The organism is Bradyrhizobium manausense (assembly GCF_001440035.1).
In the GTDB taxonomy this organism is placed as follows: Bacteria; Pseudomonadota; Alphaproteobacteria; order Rhizobiales; family Xanthobacteraceae; genus Bradyrhizobium; species Bradyrhizobium manausense.
The window spans coordinates 213,751-232,053 of record NZ_LJYG01000047.1; the positions used below are offsets into that span (position 1 = coordinate 213,751).

Annotated in this window: 12 protein-coding genes; 7 read left to right on the forward strand and 5 right to left on the reverse strand. The window is 59.2% G+C overall.

What is annotated here, in order from left to right; all coding sequences use genetic code 11:
* Positions 1–129: 129 nt before the first annotated feature.
* From AOQ71_RS12220 to AOQ71_RS12230, 3 genes are all read right to left on the reverse strand, one after another.
* The gene (locus AOQ71_RS12220) at positions 130–597 is read right to left on the reverse strand and encodes a metallophosphoesterase family protein (protein ID WP_057746472.1); all 468 of its coding nucleotides are present in this window, start codon (positions 595–597) and stop codon (positions 130–132) included.
* Positions 598–677: 80 nt separating this feature from the next.
* A complete protein-coding gene (ku, locus tag AOQ71_RS12225) occupies positions 678–1,598 on the reverse strand; it encodes a non-homologous end joining protein Ku (protein ID WP_057746474.1) in 921 nt (306 codons plus the stop codon).
* Between the two features lie 433 nt (positions 1,599–2,031).
* On the reverse strand, positions 2,032–5,385 hold the full coding sequence (locus tag AOQ71_RS12230; RefSeq protein WP_057746477.1) for an adenylate/guanylate cyclase domain-containing protein: 3,354 nt from the start codon (positions 5,383–5,385) through the stop codon (positions 2,032–2,034).
* 470 nt (positions 5,386–5,855) lie between these two features.
* Between AOQ71_RS12230 and AOQ71_RS12240 the strand changes: the two genes are divergently transcribed.
* The 5 genes from AOQ71_RS12240 (at position 5,856) to AOQ71_RS12260 (ending at position 13,399) form a co-directional block, all read left to right on the forward strand.
* Positions 5,856–6,863, forward strand: a complete 1,008-nt coding sequence (locus tag AOQ71_RS12240) for an AraC family transcriptional regulator (protein WP_057746482.1) — start codon at positions 5,856–5,858, stop codon at positions 6,861–6,863.
* A 249-nt stretch (positions 6,864–7,112) separates the two neighbouring features.
* Entirely contained in the window at positions 7,113–8,624 is a 1,512-nt protein-coding gene (locus tag AOQ71_RS12245) for an arylsulfatase (protein WP_057746486.1), read from the forward strand.
* A 241-nt stretch (positions 8,625–8,865) separates the two neighbouring features.
* Positions 8,866–9,630 (forward strand): bestrophin-like domain, encoded by a 765-nt coding sequence (locus tag AOQ71_RS12250; protein ID WP_057746489.1) that lies wholly within the window; start codon positions 8,866–8,868, stop codon positions 9,628–9,630.
* 166 nt (positions 9,631–9,796) lie between these two features.
* On the forward strand, positions 9,797–10,747 hold the full coding sequence (locus tag AOQ71_RS49690) for an AraC family transcriptional regulator (RefSeq protein WP_057746493.1): 951 nt from the start codon (positions 9,797–9,799) through the stop codon (positions 10,745–10,747).
* A gap of 192 nt (positions 10,748–10,939) precedes the next feature.
* Positions 10,940–13,399, forward strand: a complete 2,460-nt coding sequence (locus AOQ71_RS12260; protein ID WP_083514139.1) for a tetratricopeptide repeat protein — start codon at positions 10,940–10,942, stop codon at positions 13,397–13,399.
* A gap of 22 nt (positions 13,400–13,421) precedes the next feature.
* On the opposite strand, the gene AOQ71_RS12265 is transcribed toward AOQ71_RS12260, so the two are convergent.
* Both AOQ71_RS12265 and AOQ71_RS12270 read right to left on the reverse strand, forming a co-directional pair.
* A complete protein-coding gene (locus AOQ71_RS12265) occupies positions 13,422–14,225 on the reverse strand; it encodes an LssY C-terminal domain-containing protein (RefSeq protein ID WP_057746496.1) in 804 nt (267 codons plus the stop codon).
* 81 nt (positions 14,226–14,306) lie between these two features.
* On the reverse strand, positions 14,307–15,377 hold the full coding sequence (locus AOQ71_RS12270) for a SphA family protein (protein ID WP_083514140.1): 1,071 nt from the start codon (positions 15,375–15,377) through the stop codon (positions 14,307–14,309).
* Positions 15,378–16,297: 920 nt separating this feature from the next.
* Here AOQ71_RS12270 and AOQ71_RS12280 point away from each other — a divergent pair.
* Together AOQ71_RS12280 and AOQ71_RS12285 are read left to right on the forward strand one after the other, a co-directional pair.
* Positions 16,298–17,593, forward strand: coding sequence for a TAXI family TRAP transporter solute-binding subunit (locus AOQ71_RS12280; RefSeq protein WP_057746502.1), 1,296 nt, complete (start codon positions 16,298–16,300; stop codon positions 17,591–17,593).
* A 296-nt stretch (positions 17,594–17,889) separates the two neighbouring features.
* On the forward strand, positions 17,890–18,285 hold the full coding sequence (locus AOQ71_RS12285) for a hypothetical protein (protein WP_057746884.1): 396 nt from the start codon (positions 17,890–17,892) through the stop codon (positions 18,283–18,285).
* Positions 18,286–18,303 lie beyond the last annotated feature (18 nt).

Genomic DNA, 18,303 nt, shown 5'->3' on the forward strand with positions numbered 1-18,303 from the left:
CAGATCGGCTTGGGGGCAGTGTCTGGTTTCACTCCTCGTCCGGGAATAGTACGCCCGCATCAACGAGCATCCTCTTATCCAACGCCATCCCTGACGAGGAAGCTTTCAATTGGTCTTTTGCGGCGCGACCTATCCAACCTCAAGATCGTGGATGATCGGTTTCAGACCGTCGGGCGCGATTTCGAGGCGCGCAAGCGTGATCGGTAGCTTGAAGCGTCGGCGCCCAGCACTGCCGGGATTCAGGTAGAGCACGCCGTTTACGGTGTTGATCTTCGGCACGTGTGAGTGGCCGGAAACGATGACATCGATGCCCTCAGATACGGGATCGACCTGCAGCATGTTGAGGTCGTGCAGAACGTAGAACAGCCGTCCGGCGAGCCGCACGAACTCGGTCCCGGCAAATTCGGTGGCCCAATCGCCCGTGTCCACGTTCCCCCTAATCGCCGTGACGGGGGCAATTCTCCGCAGCGCGGTGATGATATCGGGATCGCCGATGTCGCCGCCGTGAATGATGTGGTCGACATGGGCCAGCACGCGCAGCGCCTCTGGCCTGAGCAGGCCATGCGTATCCGAGATGATGCCGATGGTGAGGGTCATCGAAGCGTCCGGTTGAAGCACTCTATCGCGCGTCGTGCCGCGGCCTCCAGATGCACCGCGGTACCCCGGACATCAACTGCCTAAGCCGACTTCCGCCGCTGGCCCGTCACGGGTTTCTTCGCCACTGCTTCCTTCGCCGGCTTCTTGCCTTGGATCGGCATCAACATCTCTTTCTGGCCCGCCGCGGCCTTGCGCGCCTTCTTGGCGGGCTTTGCTGCCTTAGCCGGCGCAGCCTCTCGACCGACGCTCTGCCGCAGCGCCTCCATCAGATCGACCACGTTTTCGCCTTTGGGCCGCTCCTTCGGGCGGATGGTCTTGCCTGCGCGCTTCTGGTTGATCAGGTCGACCAGCGCGGTCTCGTAGTGATCCTCGAATTTCTCGGGGTCGAACGTGCCCGTCTTCTGGTTGACGATGTGTCTTGCGAGGTCGAGCATGTCCTTGGTGACTTTGACGTCCTGGATCTCGTCGAAGTACTCCTGCTCGGAGCGGACCTCGTAGGGGTAGCGCAGCAGCGTACCGACGAGACCCTTCTCCAGCGGCTCGAGCGCGATAATGTGCTCGCGGTTGGTGAGAACCACGCGGCCGATCGCCACCTTGTCCATCTCCCGGATGGTCTCCCTAATCACCGCGAAGGCATCGTGACCGATCTTGCCGTCGGGGCGCAGGTAGTACGGACGGATCAGATAGCGCGGGTCGATTTCTGCCTTGTCGACGAACTCGTCGATCTCGATGGTCCGCGTCGACTCGAGCGCCAGCTCCTCGAGCTCCTCCTTTGTGACCTCGATGAATTGGCCCTTCTCGAGTTCGTACCCCTTGACGATGTCCTCGTTAGGCACCTCGTCACCGGTATCGACGTCGACCTTCACGTACTTGATCCGGTGACCGGTCGCTCGATTGAGCTGATTGAACGAGATCTTTTCGGATTCCGATGTCGCCGGGTAGAGAGCCACCGGGCAGGTGACGAGCGACAGACGCAAGAAGCCTTTCCAGTTGGCTCTCATGGTACGCAGAACTCCAGTTCGGGACGGCTCGGACTCAAGACGAACGACAGGGCATGGTTCCGACAGCATGCACGGGCCCACAAGACGATTTTTCACGCCGGCTATCGACTCTTTTGTTCTTGTTATGTTCTATTGAGGCATCACGGGCCGACCTGCGAGCTGGCGCATGCCGAACCCGAAGGAGACGGATACGGTGTGGATCGAAAACAATGCTGCGGCGCGCCATTCAGAATGAAATTGCGAACTCTTATGTAATTGAAATTTCGACATAATTTCCAATGGCGCCATCTCCGGAAGTCTCGTCTTCAATGTCAGAAACCTGGTTGATGCTTTTTGGCGCGCCCGCGGCAAGGCCCTGGTAGGAGATTCTTGCGCAGCTGCCGGCGAGCCGCGTGACGCATTCATCGGAAAATGGGATCGCATCAACAATGAATCAGCCGAGCTCATCGAGCAACATTTTCGCCAGTTTTAGATCAAGCGTTTCGAAGCCCTCTCTAAACCAATCATACGCCTCCCCGAGTAATCCTCGGGCCCTGGCGCGCTCGCCTCGATCGCGCCAAAGCCGCGCCAGGCTCATGGCTGCCCGAAGCTCCCAGGATTTAGCCTGCTGTTCCCGCGCAACCGAGAGCGCGCGCTCGAAATGCGCTTCCGCGTTGCGGATATCGCGCTCGGGCGCAAGCAATGCGATTTCCCCGGCGATTCGACGAACATCGGATTCACACCACCTTTCTCCTGTCCCTTCAATCGTCGCCAAAGCTTCGGCCATGTATCGCCCTGCATCGTCGAACCGGCCGAGTTCCGCCATCGATTTTGCCATATGCGCTACATACCAGGGAACGAAAACGACAGAGCCGCTCGATCGCCAGGCCGCTATGCCTGACGGGATCATGGCGATCGCATCCGAGGCTTGACCGGTCAGCGCCCGTATGGCGCCACGGTGCATCATGCCGCCGCCTCTCCATTGCGCGGCGTTCTTCTCTGTCGCCATCGGAATGAGCTCGTCGAGATGCGCGTCGGCGGCTTGGTAATCCCCGCAATGGATAAAAGCATATGACGTGAAATAGAGCGAATACATCAAGGGTACGCCCTGACCGACCTCGCGCGCTTCTGCGACCGCACTTTTCGCATCAGCGAGCGCGGCTCGGGGATATCCGAGCATCCAGCGGATCCACGAACGATAACAGAGCGCGGCGACCCGGATGTCCTGACCAAATCGCGCCGAAAGCTGGCGATGTTCCGCGGGATTATAAGACGCGATCGCGCGATCGAACTGTGTGAGCGCTTCCGGAAGATTTCCTATCGTCGCCTGAGATACGCCAACGAGCCGTTGCCCAAGCATCTGCAGCGTAGCTTCCTTCTGCTCTTCGGCGCGCTCCAGAAATTGCGCAGCGAGCTCGGTCACAGTGCTCGCGTGAAAACCGTTAAAGTTCGCAACCCAGAAGCTATAAAGCACCGAGAACAGCAGAAATGGGTCCTCTGGAGCCTCGCCGCGCGTCTGTGCCTGTTCAATGAGCGTACGCGCACGAAGTGCGGCCGCTTTGGTTTCCGGTGCGCCATAGCCCCGGAAGTGCATGAGCGGGGTGATCAGCGCGACCTGCAACTTGATTTCCTCTCGCCTGAGAGCCGGTGTCGATGGCAAGGATGCAATCAAGGTCAGGGCCCGGTTGAGTTGCTCGGCGGCTTCGGGCAGGGCGGCCCGCTCCAACGATCGTTGTCCGGCCTTCGCCCAAAGCCCCGCCGCCTTCTCGATCAGCCCGGCATCAGAGCAATGGCGTGCCAATAGCTCCGGCTGACGCTCCACGATATCGGCAAATCGGCCTTCGAGCGCCTCCACGATCTTTTTGTGCAACGCGCGGCGGTGTTCGCGCAACAGGGTGCTGTAAGCCGCGTCCTGCACCAAGGCGTGCTTGAAGAGGTAGTGCGCGTGCGGCGGGACGCCCTGACGGAACAACAAGCCGGCACTGATGAGCCGATGCAGAGCACTATCAAGGTCTGCCGGCGGCTTGCGGGCCACCGCCTCGATGAGCGCATGTGAGAACTCGCGGCCGATCGCCGCTCCAATTTGCGCAAGCTCTTTTGCGGAACCAAGCCGATCGAGACGCGCCATCAACGAGGCGTGAAGTGTTGCGGGAATTTCGAGTTTCGGTGACGGAATCGCAGCCGTCGTTCGTCGCGCGTCTTCCTCGCTCTCCGCCTCCAGTATCGCCTTGGTCATTTCCTCGATGAACAATGGAATGCCATCAGTCCGATCGATCAGGTCTTCGCGGATATCAGGCGAGAGAAATTTATTGCCGACAATTCGGTCAATAACGGCATCGATGTCGCGCCGACCGAGCCGATTGATGGTGACGGCTGTCACGTGTGGAAGGCTAATCCAGGGCGGCTGGAATTCTGGCCGGAAGGTAATGACGAGCAGAACGCGAAGCGCCTCGATTCGATCCACGATGCGGCCAAACAGTTCGAGACTGGTCGGATCAGTCCAGTGAGCATCTTCGAAGATCATCAATACAGGCGCGGATCGTGAGAGCGCCTCGATTTGCTTGAGAAGCGCCTCTAGGGTCTTTTGTCGACGTTGCTGCGGGTCAAAGGTCAGCGCCGGATAGCGGCCGTCGTTCGAAAGAGACAGCATTTCGGCCAGCAGCGCTGAATCCATTGGCGAAGTCGCGCTCTGCAAAAGCAACGCATCAAGCCGATCGAGCTTCGTCTTTATGGTGTCGTCGTGCTTCAATCCGGCGGCGCGCTCAAAGTGACCGATGACCGGCGAAAGGGCACTGTTCGTGCGCTGCGGCGAACAGAAGCAGCGTAGCCGTGCATGCTGTTCCTTGCTGACCTCTTCCAGCAACGCTGCCGTCAGGCGAGATTTGCCGATGCCGGGTTCACCGCAGACCAGCACTGCCTGACCTTCGCCATTCTTTGCTCTCGACCAGCGCCGCAATAATAATTGCGATTCCTCGTCCCTTCCGACAAGCGACGTGAGGTCGCTGCGGTGAAATGCTTCGAACCGACCTTCCACGGACGTTGGTCGAACCGCGGCCCAAACCTGCACCGCACCAGCAATGCCCTTCAATTCATTGAGACCGAGATCTCTTAGTTCGAAGAGATTGCCGAGAAGCTGTCTCGTTGCGTCCGCGATTACGACCATGTCCGGCTCAGCGAGCCCTTGCAGCCGCGCCGCGAGGTTCGGCGTCTCGCCGACAATGCCGCGCTCTTGCGCCTGTCCGGAGCCAACGAGATCACCGACCACAACCAGACCCGTGGCGATGCCCACGCGGGTCTGCAACGGCGTGCCGGTCTTCAGTTTCGTGACTTCCGAGACCAGCTCCAATCCTGATTGTACGGCCCTTTCGGCATCATCCTCATGAGCTTCGGGATAGCCAAAATAGACAAGCACGCCGTCGCCCATGTATTTTGCGACGAAGCCGCCGTAGCGCTGAACAACTTCCGTGACGCATTTCTGGTAGGCCGAGATCAGCTTGCGCAGGTCTTCGGGGTCCATCCGCGTCGACAGAACCGTCGAGCCCACGAGATCACTAAACAGCACCGTGACTTGCCGCCGTTCGGCCGAGGTCTCTGCAACCGCTGCAGGCGACGGCGGCTGTCCCAGGGGTTCCTTTGCAAGCCCTGCAATGGCCGCGAGAAGCTTGATCCGGGCGCCGAGCGGAAGACCGAGCTCGCGCAAGTGATCCTGGGTCAGATGCGGCAGGACCGATTCATCGATCGCGTTGTCGCGAAACGCCGCCTCGAAGCGCTCGAGACCGTTGTTCCGCAGCAAAGTTCCGAGGTCCATGACGGAATTCCAGCTGCCTGCGTCTGCGCGCGTATTGTGAGCCAAATCTGCCGCCGGATCACGGATTTTGGCTATGCAGTATCGGCAAGCTTTATGTTGCGTCGCGCCATTTGTCGCAGCGCGCCGAGACATAGGCACCAAGCTTACTGATGAGCATGAAGCATTCTGCAGGCAGATCGCGTGACAGAACCAGGACAGGCGATTGGTAGTTGCAGAGAAATCCAAGCGTTCGCGAGTTGCCCTTGTATCCGGAATGGCCCCCAAGGCGGCGCGGAAACGGCACATACCGCTCCCTCTGCACCCCACCATCCGCCGCCGTAACGTCACAATTCCTGCATTGATCGGGAGTAGTGATCGACATAGGATACCACCGTTGTTTTAATTGATGTTTTTGGAAGCACGCAGTCTGCTGGTGCGCAGTGGCTTTGCACTGACTAGCTGCCGACTTTTCTGCCCGGGGGAGGACAGAAATGCATTGGAGCAGAGTTCTCAGGTTTGCCGATCCTCAGGCAAGTCAGGCCGCCGTTCAGGGCGGTCAAGTCGAAATCGTCCCCATGGCAAGGGGGCGTTTCGACGTCGAGATGACGCAAATCGGCATAGACAGGGTGTGGATGCAGCGCTTCAACGTGGCTCTGCCGCAAGTCGCCACAGCCACGACTGCTCGCGACCGCAAGGGCATTGGCTTTCTCATTGATTCCAACGCATCGGAGCTGCAGCACTGCGGCATGGAGGTCACCCCAAACGACATTATCGTTGCGGGCTTCGATGTGCGGCATCAGCGATCTTCGTCCGACCTTCACTATGGAACCATGTCTGTTCCGGTGGAGGATTTTCCTCAGTTGTGCAGAACGATCATTGGCCGCGAGTTTCTCGAAGAACCGCACGCCGTGATTGTTCGTCCGGATCCCGCCTTGATGTCGCGACTGCTAAAGCTGCACAGGACCGTCGGGCAACTTGCCCTCGACACGCCCGACATACTGGACCTGCCCGATGTGCGCCGGGCATTGGAAGAACAACTGATTCACATCATGGTTCGGTGCCTTGCCGACGGCGCCAGCATCGAAGCGACAGCAGGTGGCCGTCGCCATGACGCGATCGTCACGCGGTTCGAGGAATTTCTGGCCGCGAATCCTGACCGGCCTCTTTACCTTACCGAAATCTGCGCAGCCATCGGTGTCGCGGAGCGTACACTTCGCGCCTCCTGCGAAGAACACCTCGGCATGGGACCGATCCGTTATCTGACGTTGCGCCGAATGCATCTCGTGCGCCACGCATTGTTGAGCGCTGATCCATCGAATTCGACCGTCACTCGCATTGTGACGAATCATGGCTTTTGGGAGCTTGGAAGGTTTTCGGTTGCCTACCGCACGCTTTTTGGGGAGACGCCATCAGAGACATTGAGGCGTGCTGAGCCGGCCGCAATCGACCTCAATCGTCCATCATCGCTGCCGGCCGCTCAAGCTCTCGCCTGCCGCTGAAGCCTCCCTGACGAACCTGCATAGTCCCCAGCCCGGGCCCAGAAATCGCGCGATTAGCACACGATCAGCGGCTCTCCGGCAAGCGGTCAGCAGCTCTTCGCGCCGCGGCAGTGATCAAATCCTGCCGAATGTGCATAGTACGGCACGCCGGCGTTGATGTAGTTTTCGCCGGACTGCCTTAGCGAAATCGTGGCCACACGAAATCAGGTCGCCGCATCTCTCGTTATCCGAAGACGATGGAGGTTGGGAATGAGCAGAGACCTATCCGTTGGCTTGCTGGCATTGCTTTTGGCGGTGACGGCGACTGCTCCGGCATCCGCACAACAACCCCAAAAGCCAAACGTTGTTTTCATTCTCGCCGATAATGTCGGGTACGGCGATTTGGGGTCCTATGGCGGCGGAGAGTTGCGTGGCGCGCCAACGCCGCGTCTGGACCAATTGGCCCGCGAGGGATTACGGCTAACCCAGTATCTGGTCGAACCAGGCTGCACGCCGTCACGGGCCGCTCTTATGACCGGCCAATACTCGATCCGGAGTGGCTTATCACTTGTCGCTCTCGAGGGGACCCCCAATACGCTTTCCGCCCGTGCCTTCACCATGGGCGAGCTGTTCAAGGGCGCGGGCTATGCCACGGCAATTTTCGGCAAGTGGCATCTCGGCGGCGAACCGCAGAGCTTGCCGACTGCGCACGGTTTCGACGAGTTCTACGGCATCCCTCCGAATATTTCTTGGGACTCGGCAACCTACGTCAGCAGTATGGATCTGACGCATTCAGTCGCGGCCACTCCGGCTGAGCTTCTAGCTCGTGGGCCGCAAATCGTTGAAGCGACGGCCGGGGGAGCGCTGCGAGCCGTAAAGCCATTCACACCAGAGGTTCGCGCAAACATCGACTACGAACTGGTCGACAAGTCGATTGACTTCATGCGGCGGCAGAAGGCGGCAGGTAAACCGTTCTTTCTCTATTTGCCGTTTTCTATGGGCCACGTGCCGAACTTGCCGTCAGCACAGTTTAAGGGCAAGTCGCGGATCGGCAACTACGGCGACAAGATCATGGAGGGGGACTATCACGTCGGCCAAATCCTCGACACGTTGAAAGAACTTGGCGTTGACGACAGCACTATTGTCGTCTTCGCCTCCGACAACGGGCCGTTTGGTCAGGCCGGACGGGAGTTTGGCAATGATGGGACGCCCGATATGGGCAATTCCGGTCCCTTCCGTGGCGAGCTGGGGGAAGTGACGGAGGGCGCAATACGGACGGCGGCCTTCGTCCGCTGGCCCGGAAAGGTCCAGCCGAACACCACCTCATACGCGATGTTCTCGATCATGGATTTCATGCCGACTTTCGCCCACATTGTCGGTGGCACGATGCCAACTGATCGGCCTATCGACGGCGTGGACCAGACCGACGTGCTGCTAGGCAACAGCGCGGCGGGACATCGCGAAAGTCTCCTGAGCTTCATTGGTGCCGATCTGGTCGCTGCCCGATGGAAGCAGTGGCGCATTTACTTCACCGATATTCATCCGACCGGCGACGGACCTCAGCGGGAGCCCGGCGTTTTCTCGGCCAGTGCTCCGATGGCGGGCTACCCGAAGGTCTACAACATCGAGATGGACCCGCACGAGGACCTCATCGTGGGAGGAGTGTTTGCCTGGGTATCGGACCCTGCGCTCAAGCCGGTCTTTGAGTATTTGGAGACGGTCAAGAAATATCCCAATCCGCCCGCGCCGAACATCACGCAGTTCCATGGTGGCCGTGGTTAATCTTTATACTGCACTTGTCTGCTAGCGGCCCGTTTGAGACGTGTGCGACTGCGTCGAGCAATGTCCGAGTTCGAAGGCGAAGCGGAGGGCAGATGCGCGCGCTGAGTTTTTCTCAGTTTGACCCTGAGCAGCCGCGCTGCCAAGAGAAGGTCGTCCGTGGCGCGGCCGGAAAAATACATCGTAGTTGCTCCTTCCCCGGCCGGAATGCGCAGGTCGGGGTCGTATTTTTGGCGACTCAGCCATGGAAAATCTGACGCACTACCCTCCGCTTTTGTTCGTTGTTTCCCTTGTGGCGCTTTCAGTCGTTGCGGTCGCAGGATCCTGGCTACGCAGGCATTATCCGACCGCCAACCACGAGCAGAGCGAACATCTTGGTGTCATCCTTGCGGCTACCCTGACGTTGCTCGGCCTGATCATCGGTTTCAGCTTTTCGATGGCTGCCAATCGTTATGATCAGCGCAAGAATTTCGAGGAGGCGGAAGCCAACGCCATTGGAACCGAAATATTACGTGCCGATTTTCTTCCCGCCGATGCCGCAAACGTCCGCAAGCTCCTTGCCGAGTACACGGGCCTGCGCATCCAGTTTTATCTCAACAAGGATGACAACCAACGCAAGCAGATGGCCGAACGGACGACCCGGTTGCAAGCCGCTCTTTGGTCTGCAGTCCGACAATCCTCGGCTGCACAGCCGACGCCCGTGGAGGCGCTGGCAATCGCCGGAATGAACGATGTAATTAATTCGCAAGGCTATACACAGGCAGCGTTTTGGAATCGGATCCCCACTGCCGCATGGTTTTTCATGGCGATCATTGCGCTATGTTCGAATGCGTTGATGGGCTACCGAAGCGGCAAGGCCGGACCAAGGCTGCTGTTCGTGCTGCCGCTGATCGTTTCGTTTGCCTTCCTCCTGATCGCCGATATCGATGCACCTCGCCATGGCCTGATTGAGGTGAGGCCGCAAAATCTTGAGAGCCTAGCGAACTCGCTCGGCGATATAGCACACTAAAGCCATCCGACGGGCAGCCGGCGCTCCACCGCATCTGCCATCCACCATCGAAGTTCCGAAACCGCATAGTCGAAAGTCGCTAACTGCCTGATGCTGTATCCGCGGCGAGGCCAGAGCGGTTCAAACAGGTCGCAAGAACTGTCCGCCGGCTCGACAGGGCGAGAAAATGGCAGATGGTGGTACACTCACCTTTACGCATCCGGACGGCTACGCGGCCGCCATCAGCGACGCCCGGCTCAACCTCACGATAACGGGAGCAGGGGATTTCAAGGCCCAGCTCACGTGGCTGCGATTGCAACATCTGAAAATCTATCGATGTTGCGAAAGCCTCCCGCGCATTGGCTATATCTCGCTCTCTCCCGGACTGGCTTTCCTGTCGTTTCCCATCAAGGCGACATCAGCCATATGCGGTGGACTTTCCGTTCAAAAAGGCGACATCATTTTTTACAGTCCGGGCGAGCGCGTGCACCAACGATTCGACGGTGGATGCCAATGGGGTCTGATCGTCCTATCGGCACAGCATTTCGCTGATTGCAGCCGGGCATTGGTCGGGAGATCGTTGGTCTCACCCGGCGCGAGCGGCCTCTGTCACCCTTCGCGAACGGAAATAGTGAGGTTTCGGCGTCTGTTCGGACAGGCCTGCCGTCTCGCCGAAAGCAGAACGCAAATCGCTGAACTCCCCGAGGTCGCGAGAGCACTGGAACAGGACATGCTTCACGCCATCGTTCATTGTCTCCCAAGCGAGCATGACGTGGTCAAAACACACAAGGCGAGAAGCCATCACGCAGCCGTCATGGCTCGTTTCGAGGAAGCGCTCAGCAAACTTGCTGATGACCGGCCTAGCATGTCCAGGCTTTGCGCAGAGATCGGCGTGGCAGAGCGAACTCTCCGGATGTGTTGCGCCGAATTTCTCGGCATCAGCCCCACGCGCTACCTTCTGCTTCAGCGCCTGAACAGGGCCCGTGTCGCGCTACAACGAGCCAACCCTTCGACAACGAGCGTTGCGGAGATCGCCCGGGACCATCAATTCCTGGAGCTCGGGCGCTTTGCGGTGACGTATCGCATCACCTTTGGTGAATCGCCTTCCGTCACGCTGCAGCGGGATCCCCGAGCCTGAGCGGAATGCCGAACTTGCCGAAAGTGCATAGCCGCAAGGGAGGGCTTCACCCAGTATTGCATGGTCGATTTCTGTCATTTCGCGATGAGCATCCCAGAGACATGAGGGTCAATATCTTGCATCCGCCTAGCTTGGGCGGATCTTCATTGCTCAGTTGTTCCATCGCAAGGAGCAAAAGCAATCGAGGACGTGATGTCGGCCAACAAGCGCAAGTCCGGCAAAACTGACAAGCACCCTCGGCGCGGAGGCATTTCGATGCCGATCGCCGGCACGACGGATGCCCACAACGCGCCCGCCCGCTCGAAGACACGGGCCGCGCTGTTAGCCGTTCTCGGCGCCATCGCCGTTGGCGCGGTCGCGTTGCTCGCCTTCAACGGCGGATTTCTCCTGCTCGAAGGACTACGCGCTCACAATGCAGCCCCTGTCCTTGCCTTCGTCGGGAGCGAAGCTTGCGGCGATTGCCACCAGGCGGAAACTGCGTTGTGGAAGGAGTCACAGCACAAGCATGCCATGCAGCACGCGACGAGCACTTCTGTGCTTGGCGATTTCGACAACGCAACCTTCGAGTATTACGGCGTCGATTCCCGGTTTTTCAAAAAGAACAACAGATTCTTCGTCGAGACGGATGGTCCAGACGGCAAGCTCGCAACCTTCGAGGTCAAATACACGTTCGGAATCGATCCCCTTCAGCAATACCTGATCGAATTCCCGGATGGCCGCATACAGGCGCTGTCGATCGCCTGGGACAGCCGGCCAAAGGACCAGGGCGGCCAACGCTGGTTTCACCTTTATCCCAATGAAGAGATCAAGCACGACGACGTGCTGCATTGGACAAGACTCAATCAGAACTGGAATTTCATGTGCGCGGAGTGTCATTCCACCGGCGTGCGGAAGAACTACGACGCGGACACGGATCGCTTCCACACAACATGGGCGGAAATCAGTATCGGTTGTGAAGCGTGCCATGGCAAAGGCTCTCGCCACATCGAGTGGGCGCGCAGCCGGCGGAGCTGGTGGCCTTTTGATAAGGACGAACACCCCTTGAAGGGGCTGGCGGTCTTCCTCGACGAACGCAACGGCGTCACCTGGCGGCCCGATGTCAAGACCGGCGATCCGCGACGCAGCGCTATTCCTGCAGTGATGCGCAAAGAGGTTGAGACTTGCGGCCTTTGCCATGCGCGACGTGCCCAACTTTCCGAAGACTGGATACCGGGACAACCATTGTCCGACACCCACCTGGTCTCGATGCTTGCCCGCGGACTTTACCACTCCGATGGGCAAATGCTCGACGAGGTCTACAACTATGGCTCGTTCAAGCAGAGCAAGATGTTTGCGGCGGGCGTCACCTGCAGCGATTGCCACGAACCCCACGCCGCCAAGTTGCGGGCACCAGGTGACGGCGTATGCCTACAGTGCCACACCGCCGACAAATATGAGGTCGCCGCGCACAGCCACCACGAAGGCGTAGCGCCGAAGGTCACCTGCGCGTCGTGCCACATGTCGGTCAAGACCTACATGCTGATCGACCGGCGGCACGACCATAGCCTCCGGATCCCAAGGCCGGATATCTCCGTGAAGCTTGGTACCCCCAACGCCTGCAACAATTGCCACGCCGATAAATCGGCACAATGGGCTGCGGATGCCATCGAACGTTGGCACGGCCCGGTCCGCCACGGCTTGCAGAATTACGTCGAGGCATTCCAGGCTTCGTGGAACGACCAAGCTGATGCCGCTTCGCTTCTGGCCCTGGTTGCGGCCAGTCCAACAACCCCTCCGATTGCGCGTGCGAGCGCGCTTAGCGAACTTCGCTCGCGGGTTTCGGCAGCCAACATCGAACTCGCTCGCAAGGGCTTGTCCGATCCCGATCCGATGGTGCGCGTTGGAGCACTTGATATGCTCGACGACCTGCCGGGCGCTCAGATCTGGCGCTTCGTCTCGCCGCTCCTCTCCGATTCCAGCCGTGGCGTTCGCGTTCGGGCGGTGTCGGTGCTGGCGGCCGCGCCGACTGCCAGCCAACCCTTTAGTGACCGCGCGGCCTTCGAGCGGGCCGCGGCCGAGTTCATTGCCGCACAGCGGCTCAACGCGGATCGCCCCGAAGCTCGCACAACGCTCGGAAATTTCTATGCGCGTCGCGGCTCTACGGGCGAAGCGGAAAAAGAATATAAGGCCGCACTGAGACTTAGTCCTCAGTTCGGGCCCGCAGCGATCAATCTCGCCGATTTGTATCGGCACCTCGGCCGGGATGGCGATGGAGAGAGCCTGCTGAGGACAACGATTGCGTCATCACGCCCGGACGCCGGCTTGCATCACGCGCTCGGGCTGACCCTGACCAGACAAAAACGGCCCGATGATGCGCTGAACGAATTTCGCATGGCCACGGAGCTTGAACCTGGCCGATCGCGCTACACCTATGTTTACGCCGTCGCGCTGCATTCGTCGGGTCGGATCGACGAAGCGATCAAGGTCCTGAAGGCAAACCTGGTCCGGCATCCGGACGATCGGGACACCATGTTGGCGCTCGTCGCTTTCAGCCGCGACGCCGGAGACATCAGTGCTGCCCTCGAATATGCCCAGCAGCTCTCCCGCCTTAGACCGAACGATCGTGATTTGACCCAACTGACCAACGAGCTTCGCGCGCGCCTGGGCCGATAGAGGTCAACGGTCATCGCGATGGTTATTGGCTGATCGCACTCTTGACGCCGTGCCATACTTCGTCCTTCAGCGCGATCAAGGGAGGTGGTGGCAGCGTTACCGGCGCCTCTGTCCGCTTGATGCCGTCGATGACGAGACTGGCAACGTCGATCTCACCGTCCGTATAGTAGGGATCGCCTTCGCCATTTCGACCAAACAGGGTCGGGCCCGTTCCGGAAATCTGGAAGAAGTTTTGAACCATGCCCGCGTCACCAAGATCGCGCATCAAAAGATCTCGTTCGGCATCAATGTCGGGCGCAATGTGGTGGGTGACCTGCCCGGTGTCACGGCTCAAGCCCACGCCACGATCGAAGGTGACTGAGCCGAGCCAGACCGGGCGGCCGTCGCTGCCTTTTTCGAGGACCATCCAGAAGCGGACGTGATGTCGCTTGTCGGCGCTTCGACCGTCAGGCTTTTCGAATGCGAGCTCTTCTTTCTTGCCCATGTAGTAGAGCGGGCTGACCGGCGCATCGTGGTACGGCCTGTCGAGCACAACGCTGCCGATGATTTCGATGCTGGTGCGCAAGGTAATTGGGTCAGCCGGATACCAACCTGCAGAATGCATGGCAAAGAGGACATCTTGCTTGCTGCCGACGAGGCCGACATTGAGCGCGTCACCCGGGATGTCGCTTGCCGTACGCGTCACCATGGGCAGCGACGCAAGTCCCGGCTCATGTTCGTGATGCCTCCACAGGGAAGGAAGCAACAGATAGGCAAGCACCAGATAGGCGACGAGCACGCCCACCAGAATGAGCCACCATCGTTGCCTGCCTGCAATTTGCTTCATGCGTTGCAACAGCAGTGTTGCGGCATTCGCCTCGTATGACGTGCCAAGCGGCCGGCTAGGTTCAAGAGGTCAAATGGCCACTCACTTGGTCACCAAATGCCTGGTCGGCGTCACGGTACTTTCGGGCGGCGCCTCTGAGATCGCGAACGTCAGCCAAGTATTCCAGCCCGACGGCCGGTTTGCCGCATCGAATTCGCCGTAGCCCTTCAGGTTCAAATATCCCTGCATCTTTCCGATCGGGAAAATGTACCCCACTTGCGGGCCGATCCCGATAACCCGGGACTTGAAAGGTCCCAGAATTGGATGTTGGCCGGAATCGGCCGTCACCTGCTGATAGGCGTAGCCGACGAGGCCCACAAAAAACTGTTTTGAGAGAAACTGCGACGCACCCCAGTCAAAATGAAAATCAATACCGCTCGTATATTGCGTGTCCGGGTTTTTGAAATTGTAGGTGAAGCCGGCCACTCCTGAAAATTCATGCCCCGTCGCGGGGTTGAGGTAAGTATATCCGCCGCCGACATCGATTGCGCCGTGACCGAGGCCAATGTTGGAGAGCCGGTTCGGGTCATACGCTCCGACCGGAATGTCCCCTGTCGCGTAGGTCATCCAGTTGTTGACGCCATCATTCCATTTGAGCGTCAGCATCGGAATTAGATCACCCACCGATGTGAGCGAGTCTGATATGGTTCCCGTGCGCTGCGCCACGATCGGACCAGCCGCGGCCGTCAGCGTCCCCGCAATGCTGGTGTCGAGCCTGCCGAACACTCCCGTCACTCCAGCGGCGAATTGGCCGCCCAGCACCGGAGAGGCAAAGGTGTAGGTCGGCGCCAGGAACACCACATCGGCCCGCGCATTCAGATTCGCGTTCAAGCTGACGTTGACATTTGGCGTGAAGCGACCGATCTCGATTTCCCTGGCGGCGGCGACGCCGCCGGACGCAGCAACCGACGCGTGATAGTAGACAGTCCCCAGCGACCAGCCTGGGGTCGTCGGGACGGCAGCGAGGCTGCCGAACTGTCCGGGGAACCAGAATGAATTGCCGGTTTCGTCGGCCCTGGCAGGTTGAGCGGCAAGCGTCAGGAAGACGGCAAGCGCGCAGACACTCAATTGCTGCCAAGAACCAGGGACCGGCCACGATCGACTACGCTGCATCTGCCGTCCTCACTTTCCTGCCCCACTAGCCGTGCCAAAGGACAACCCGGCGTGGGGGCGCACGGGTTAGGAAAGCGAGCACGCGCCGGTTCGTCTATGCAAAATCGGCAAAGCTTCCCTCGGTTGCTTTGTTGCTGCGAGACTGTGTCTCGCGCACAACAGCCACGGACCCTGATCTCTTGCCCGGCAAGCTGCATGCATTGTTTCATTGCCAAGGCTTGCCCTTTTGCCGAAGATGGGTAGCGCGGCACCCAACGTCTCCTTGGCCTGCCTGAACTCCTGAACGGTGTCCCGATCTTGCAGTGGAGCGAGTCATGAGCCCGCCTCGCTATCTTGCGATTCTCCTGTTTTTGCTCCTTGCTGCCATGCCGTTGGGGCGTTCCAGGCTTATCGCGAGGGTGGTTGCCGAAACAGTCAAGGACATGCTGGCGGCCCAGGTTCGCAGTCAGGGAGTCGTATGCGACAAACCCCGGCAAGCAATCCGGGACGCAAAGCGGTCAAAGCCGGATCATGATGTCTGGATACTGACATGCGAAAACGCGACTTACAGGGTCAGCCGCTATCCCGATCTTGCAGCGAAGATTGAGCGGGTTCGATAGCCTCTCCCTACCTGCAAGATAGGTCGACGGGTTCGCTATTCGCAGAATGTATAGTTGCAGATCAAGCTTGGATATCGGTCGATGTCGACTTTTACGCTCCTTTGAGACACACCGACCGGCTCCGAAATGTCGGTTCTGCGGGGAGGATCGGAAATGCTCCGCGGCTACCCAAAACGGCGCGAATGATTTGAACCGGACTTCGCATGGTCCCGAAATATCAGTTCGGTAAGGCCGCCTTAGTTCCTTACGCAGCGTACCCCCGGACAGTAATATCCCACGTTCAGCGCGTTGGGGCTGGCATGAATATCGAGGGAAGGTTTCATGGCTGCCAAGGAATTTCTGCGAAACAATTGGCCTGCGATCACGATAGGTGCGACCGCCGCCGCAATCGCGTTGGCGGCTATTGTGATGCTGATCAATATGCCCCCACGCACGGTCGTCATGGCGACCGGTCCCGAGGGAGGCGCCTACCAAGAGCTTGGTAAGCGCTATCGCGCGGAACTTGCGAAGGAAGGCGTAGAGGTGCGACTGATGCCGACTGCAGGTTCGCCCGAAAACCGGGCGCTGCTGCTCGACCAGCATTCGGGAGTAAGCGTCGCGCTGATCCAGGGTGGCACTATGAGCCAGGAAGATCGTTCGAAGCTTGCCTCACTCGGAACGCTCTACTACGAGCCCTTGTGGTGGTTCCGCAGGCGCGAGATCCAAGTTGATGGAGCCGCCAATCTCGTGGGCAAGAGACTGTCGATTGGGCCCGAGGGCAGCGGGACTCGAGCGTTATCGCTCGAATACTTCAAAATCCTCGGATTTGACCAGCAGGTCGGTGAATGGCTAGCCCTGCCTACGCAAGCTGCTGGAGAAAGTCTCTTGGCCGGTCAGATCGATGCAGTATCGATGGTGGCTGCATGGGACGCACCCGAGGTGCAGCAACTTCTCGGCGACGAGCGCGTCACCCTCACGGGTTATCGGCGCTTGAATGCCCTTATCGCGCGCCTTCCATTTTTGAGCAAGGTGGTGGTGCCAAGGGGAGTCAGAAGCTTAGCAAAGGATCTGCCGCCAACGGATGTGACCTTGATCGCAGTGAAGGCCAACTTGATAGTGCGAAACGATCTGCATTCGGCCCTTCAGTACCTGCTGCTCGGCGCGGCGGAGCATATCCACTCGTCACCGAGTATTTTTCAACGCGCCAATGAATTTCCCGCTGGCGAAGCCGTCGATGTTCCACTGAGCAACGAGGCACTGCGATTCTACAAATCGGGGCAGCCTTTCCTGCACGATTATCTTCCGTTCTGGGTCGCGGAGCTGACTGGCAAGCTGTTTATCCTACTCATTCCGATCCTGGGCGTGCTCTACCCAATGACGCAATATCTGCCTCGCCTATATGACTGGGCGATGCGATCGAAGATATTGCGCATGTACGGAGAACTGCGGCTTCTGGAAGACGAGATCGCGGACGCCCGACGCACCAAGCGTGATACGAGTGAAATGATCTTGCAGCTCAATGGCCTCGAGGAGCAAGCAAACCGAGTAAAGGTTCCGATTGCTTATGCGGATATGCTGTACTCTCTGCGAGCTCATATCGACCTCGTACGCGAAAAAAATACGCCGACAATTAGCTGAAGAACCGGTTGCGCGGCTTGAACGACCAAAACCCGGCTGAGTCTGATATTGATGCTGTAGACGGCTCCTCCACCGGCGCAAGAGCGCCAAGGAGTGGGCGCCGTTTGAGGCTCCCACGATGTGTCGCGGCTCCGAATATTATGTTGGGCGCCGGTTGGGGGGGGCAAAAGCGGCGCCGATCCACAGATTCAAGACGAACGGCAGGGCATGGTTCCGACAGCATGGACGGGCCCTCAAAAGGATATTTTTCCACGCCGGCTATCGACTCTTTTGTTCTTGTTATGTTCTATTGGGGCATGACAGACCGACCCGCGAGCTGGCGCATGCCGAACCCAAAGGAGATGGATAAGATGGCCGCTCTCGTCGGCAGAAACGTGCCTCGGGAGCCCGGATTGGCTCCGGAAGCTGATCTGCCGCCGGAATACTGGCAGGCGCTTCTGGACGACCCTCGCGCAGAGAGCAGGTCGGGCCCCTCCGGAGGGGCGCTGCAGTTGAGCCAGATTCCTCAACATATTCTGAGGGTGGGGTGCCGGCGCTGCGCCAGGGTCATCGAGATTCAGAAGGTCGATGCCGTCCGCCTCTATGGTCGTGAGGCGCTCTGGCAGGATGTCGGGCGGCGGCTCTTGGACAATACCTGCACGCAGCGGACCGGGCGCCACGAGGAAGACGGCTGCTGGCCTGCGTTCGATTAGTCGCCAGCGCGGCCAGAA

Excerpts from the sequence above, each read along its gene's own strand:
- AOQ71_RS12230 (WP_057746477.1), bottom strand. The coding sequence starts at position 5,385 with ATGGACCTCGGAACTTTGCTGCGGAACAACGGTCTCGAGCGCTTCGAG.
- AOQ71_RS12285 (WP_057746884.1), top strand. The coding sequence starts at position 17,890 with ATGACAGACCGACCCGCGAGCTGGCGCATGCCGAACCCAAAGGAGATG.
- AOQ71_RS12260 (WP_083514139.1), top strand. The coding sequence starts at position 10,940 with ATGTCGGCCAACAAGCGCAAGTCCGGCAAAACTGACAAGCACCCTCGG.
- ku (WP_057746474.1), bottom strand. The coding sequence starts at position 1,598 with ATGAGAGCCAACTGGAAAGGCTTCTTGCGTCTGTCGCTCGTCACCTGC.
- AOQ71_RS12250 (WP_057746489.1), top strand. The coding sequence starts at position 8,866 with ATGGAAAATCTGACGCACTACCCTCCGCTTTTGTTCGTTGTTTCCCTT.
- AOQ71_RS49690 (WP_057746493.1), top strand. The coding sequence starts at position 9,797 with ATGGCAGATGGTGGTACACTCACCTTTACGCATCCGGACGGCTACGCG.
- AOQ71_RS12245 (WP_057746486.1), top strand. The coding sequence starts at position 7,113 with ATGAGCAGAGACCTATCCGTTGGCTTGCTGGCATTGCTTTTGGCGGTG.
- AOQ71_RS12265 (WP_057746496.1), bottom strand. The coding sequence starts at position 14,225 with ATGAAGCAAATTGCAGGCAGGCAACGATGGTGGCTCATTCTGGTGGGC.
- AOQ71_RS12280 (WP_057746502.1), top strand. The coding sequence starts at position 16,298 with ATGGCTGCCAAGGAATTTCTGCGAAACAATTGGCCTGCGATCACGATA.
- AOQ71_RS12220 (WP_057746472.1), bottom strand. The coding sequence starts at position 597 with ATGACCCTCACCATCGGCATCATCTCGGATACGCATGGCCTGCTCAGG.
- AOQ71_RS12240 (WP_057746482.1), top strand. The coding sequence starts at position 5,856 with ATGCATTGGAGCAGAGTTCTCAGGTTTGCCGATCCTCAGGCAAGTCAG.
- AOQ71_RS12270 (WP_083514140.1), bottom strand. The coding sequence starts at position 15,377 with ATGCAGCGTAGTCGATCGTGGCCGGTCCCTGGTTCTTGGCAGCAATTG.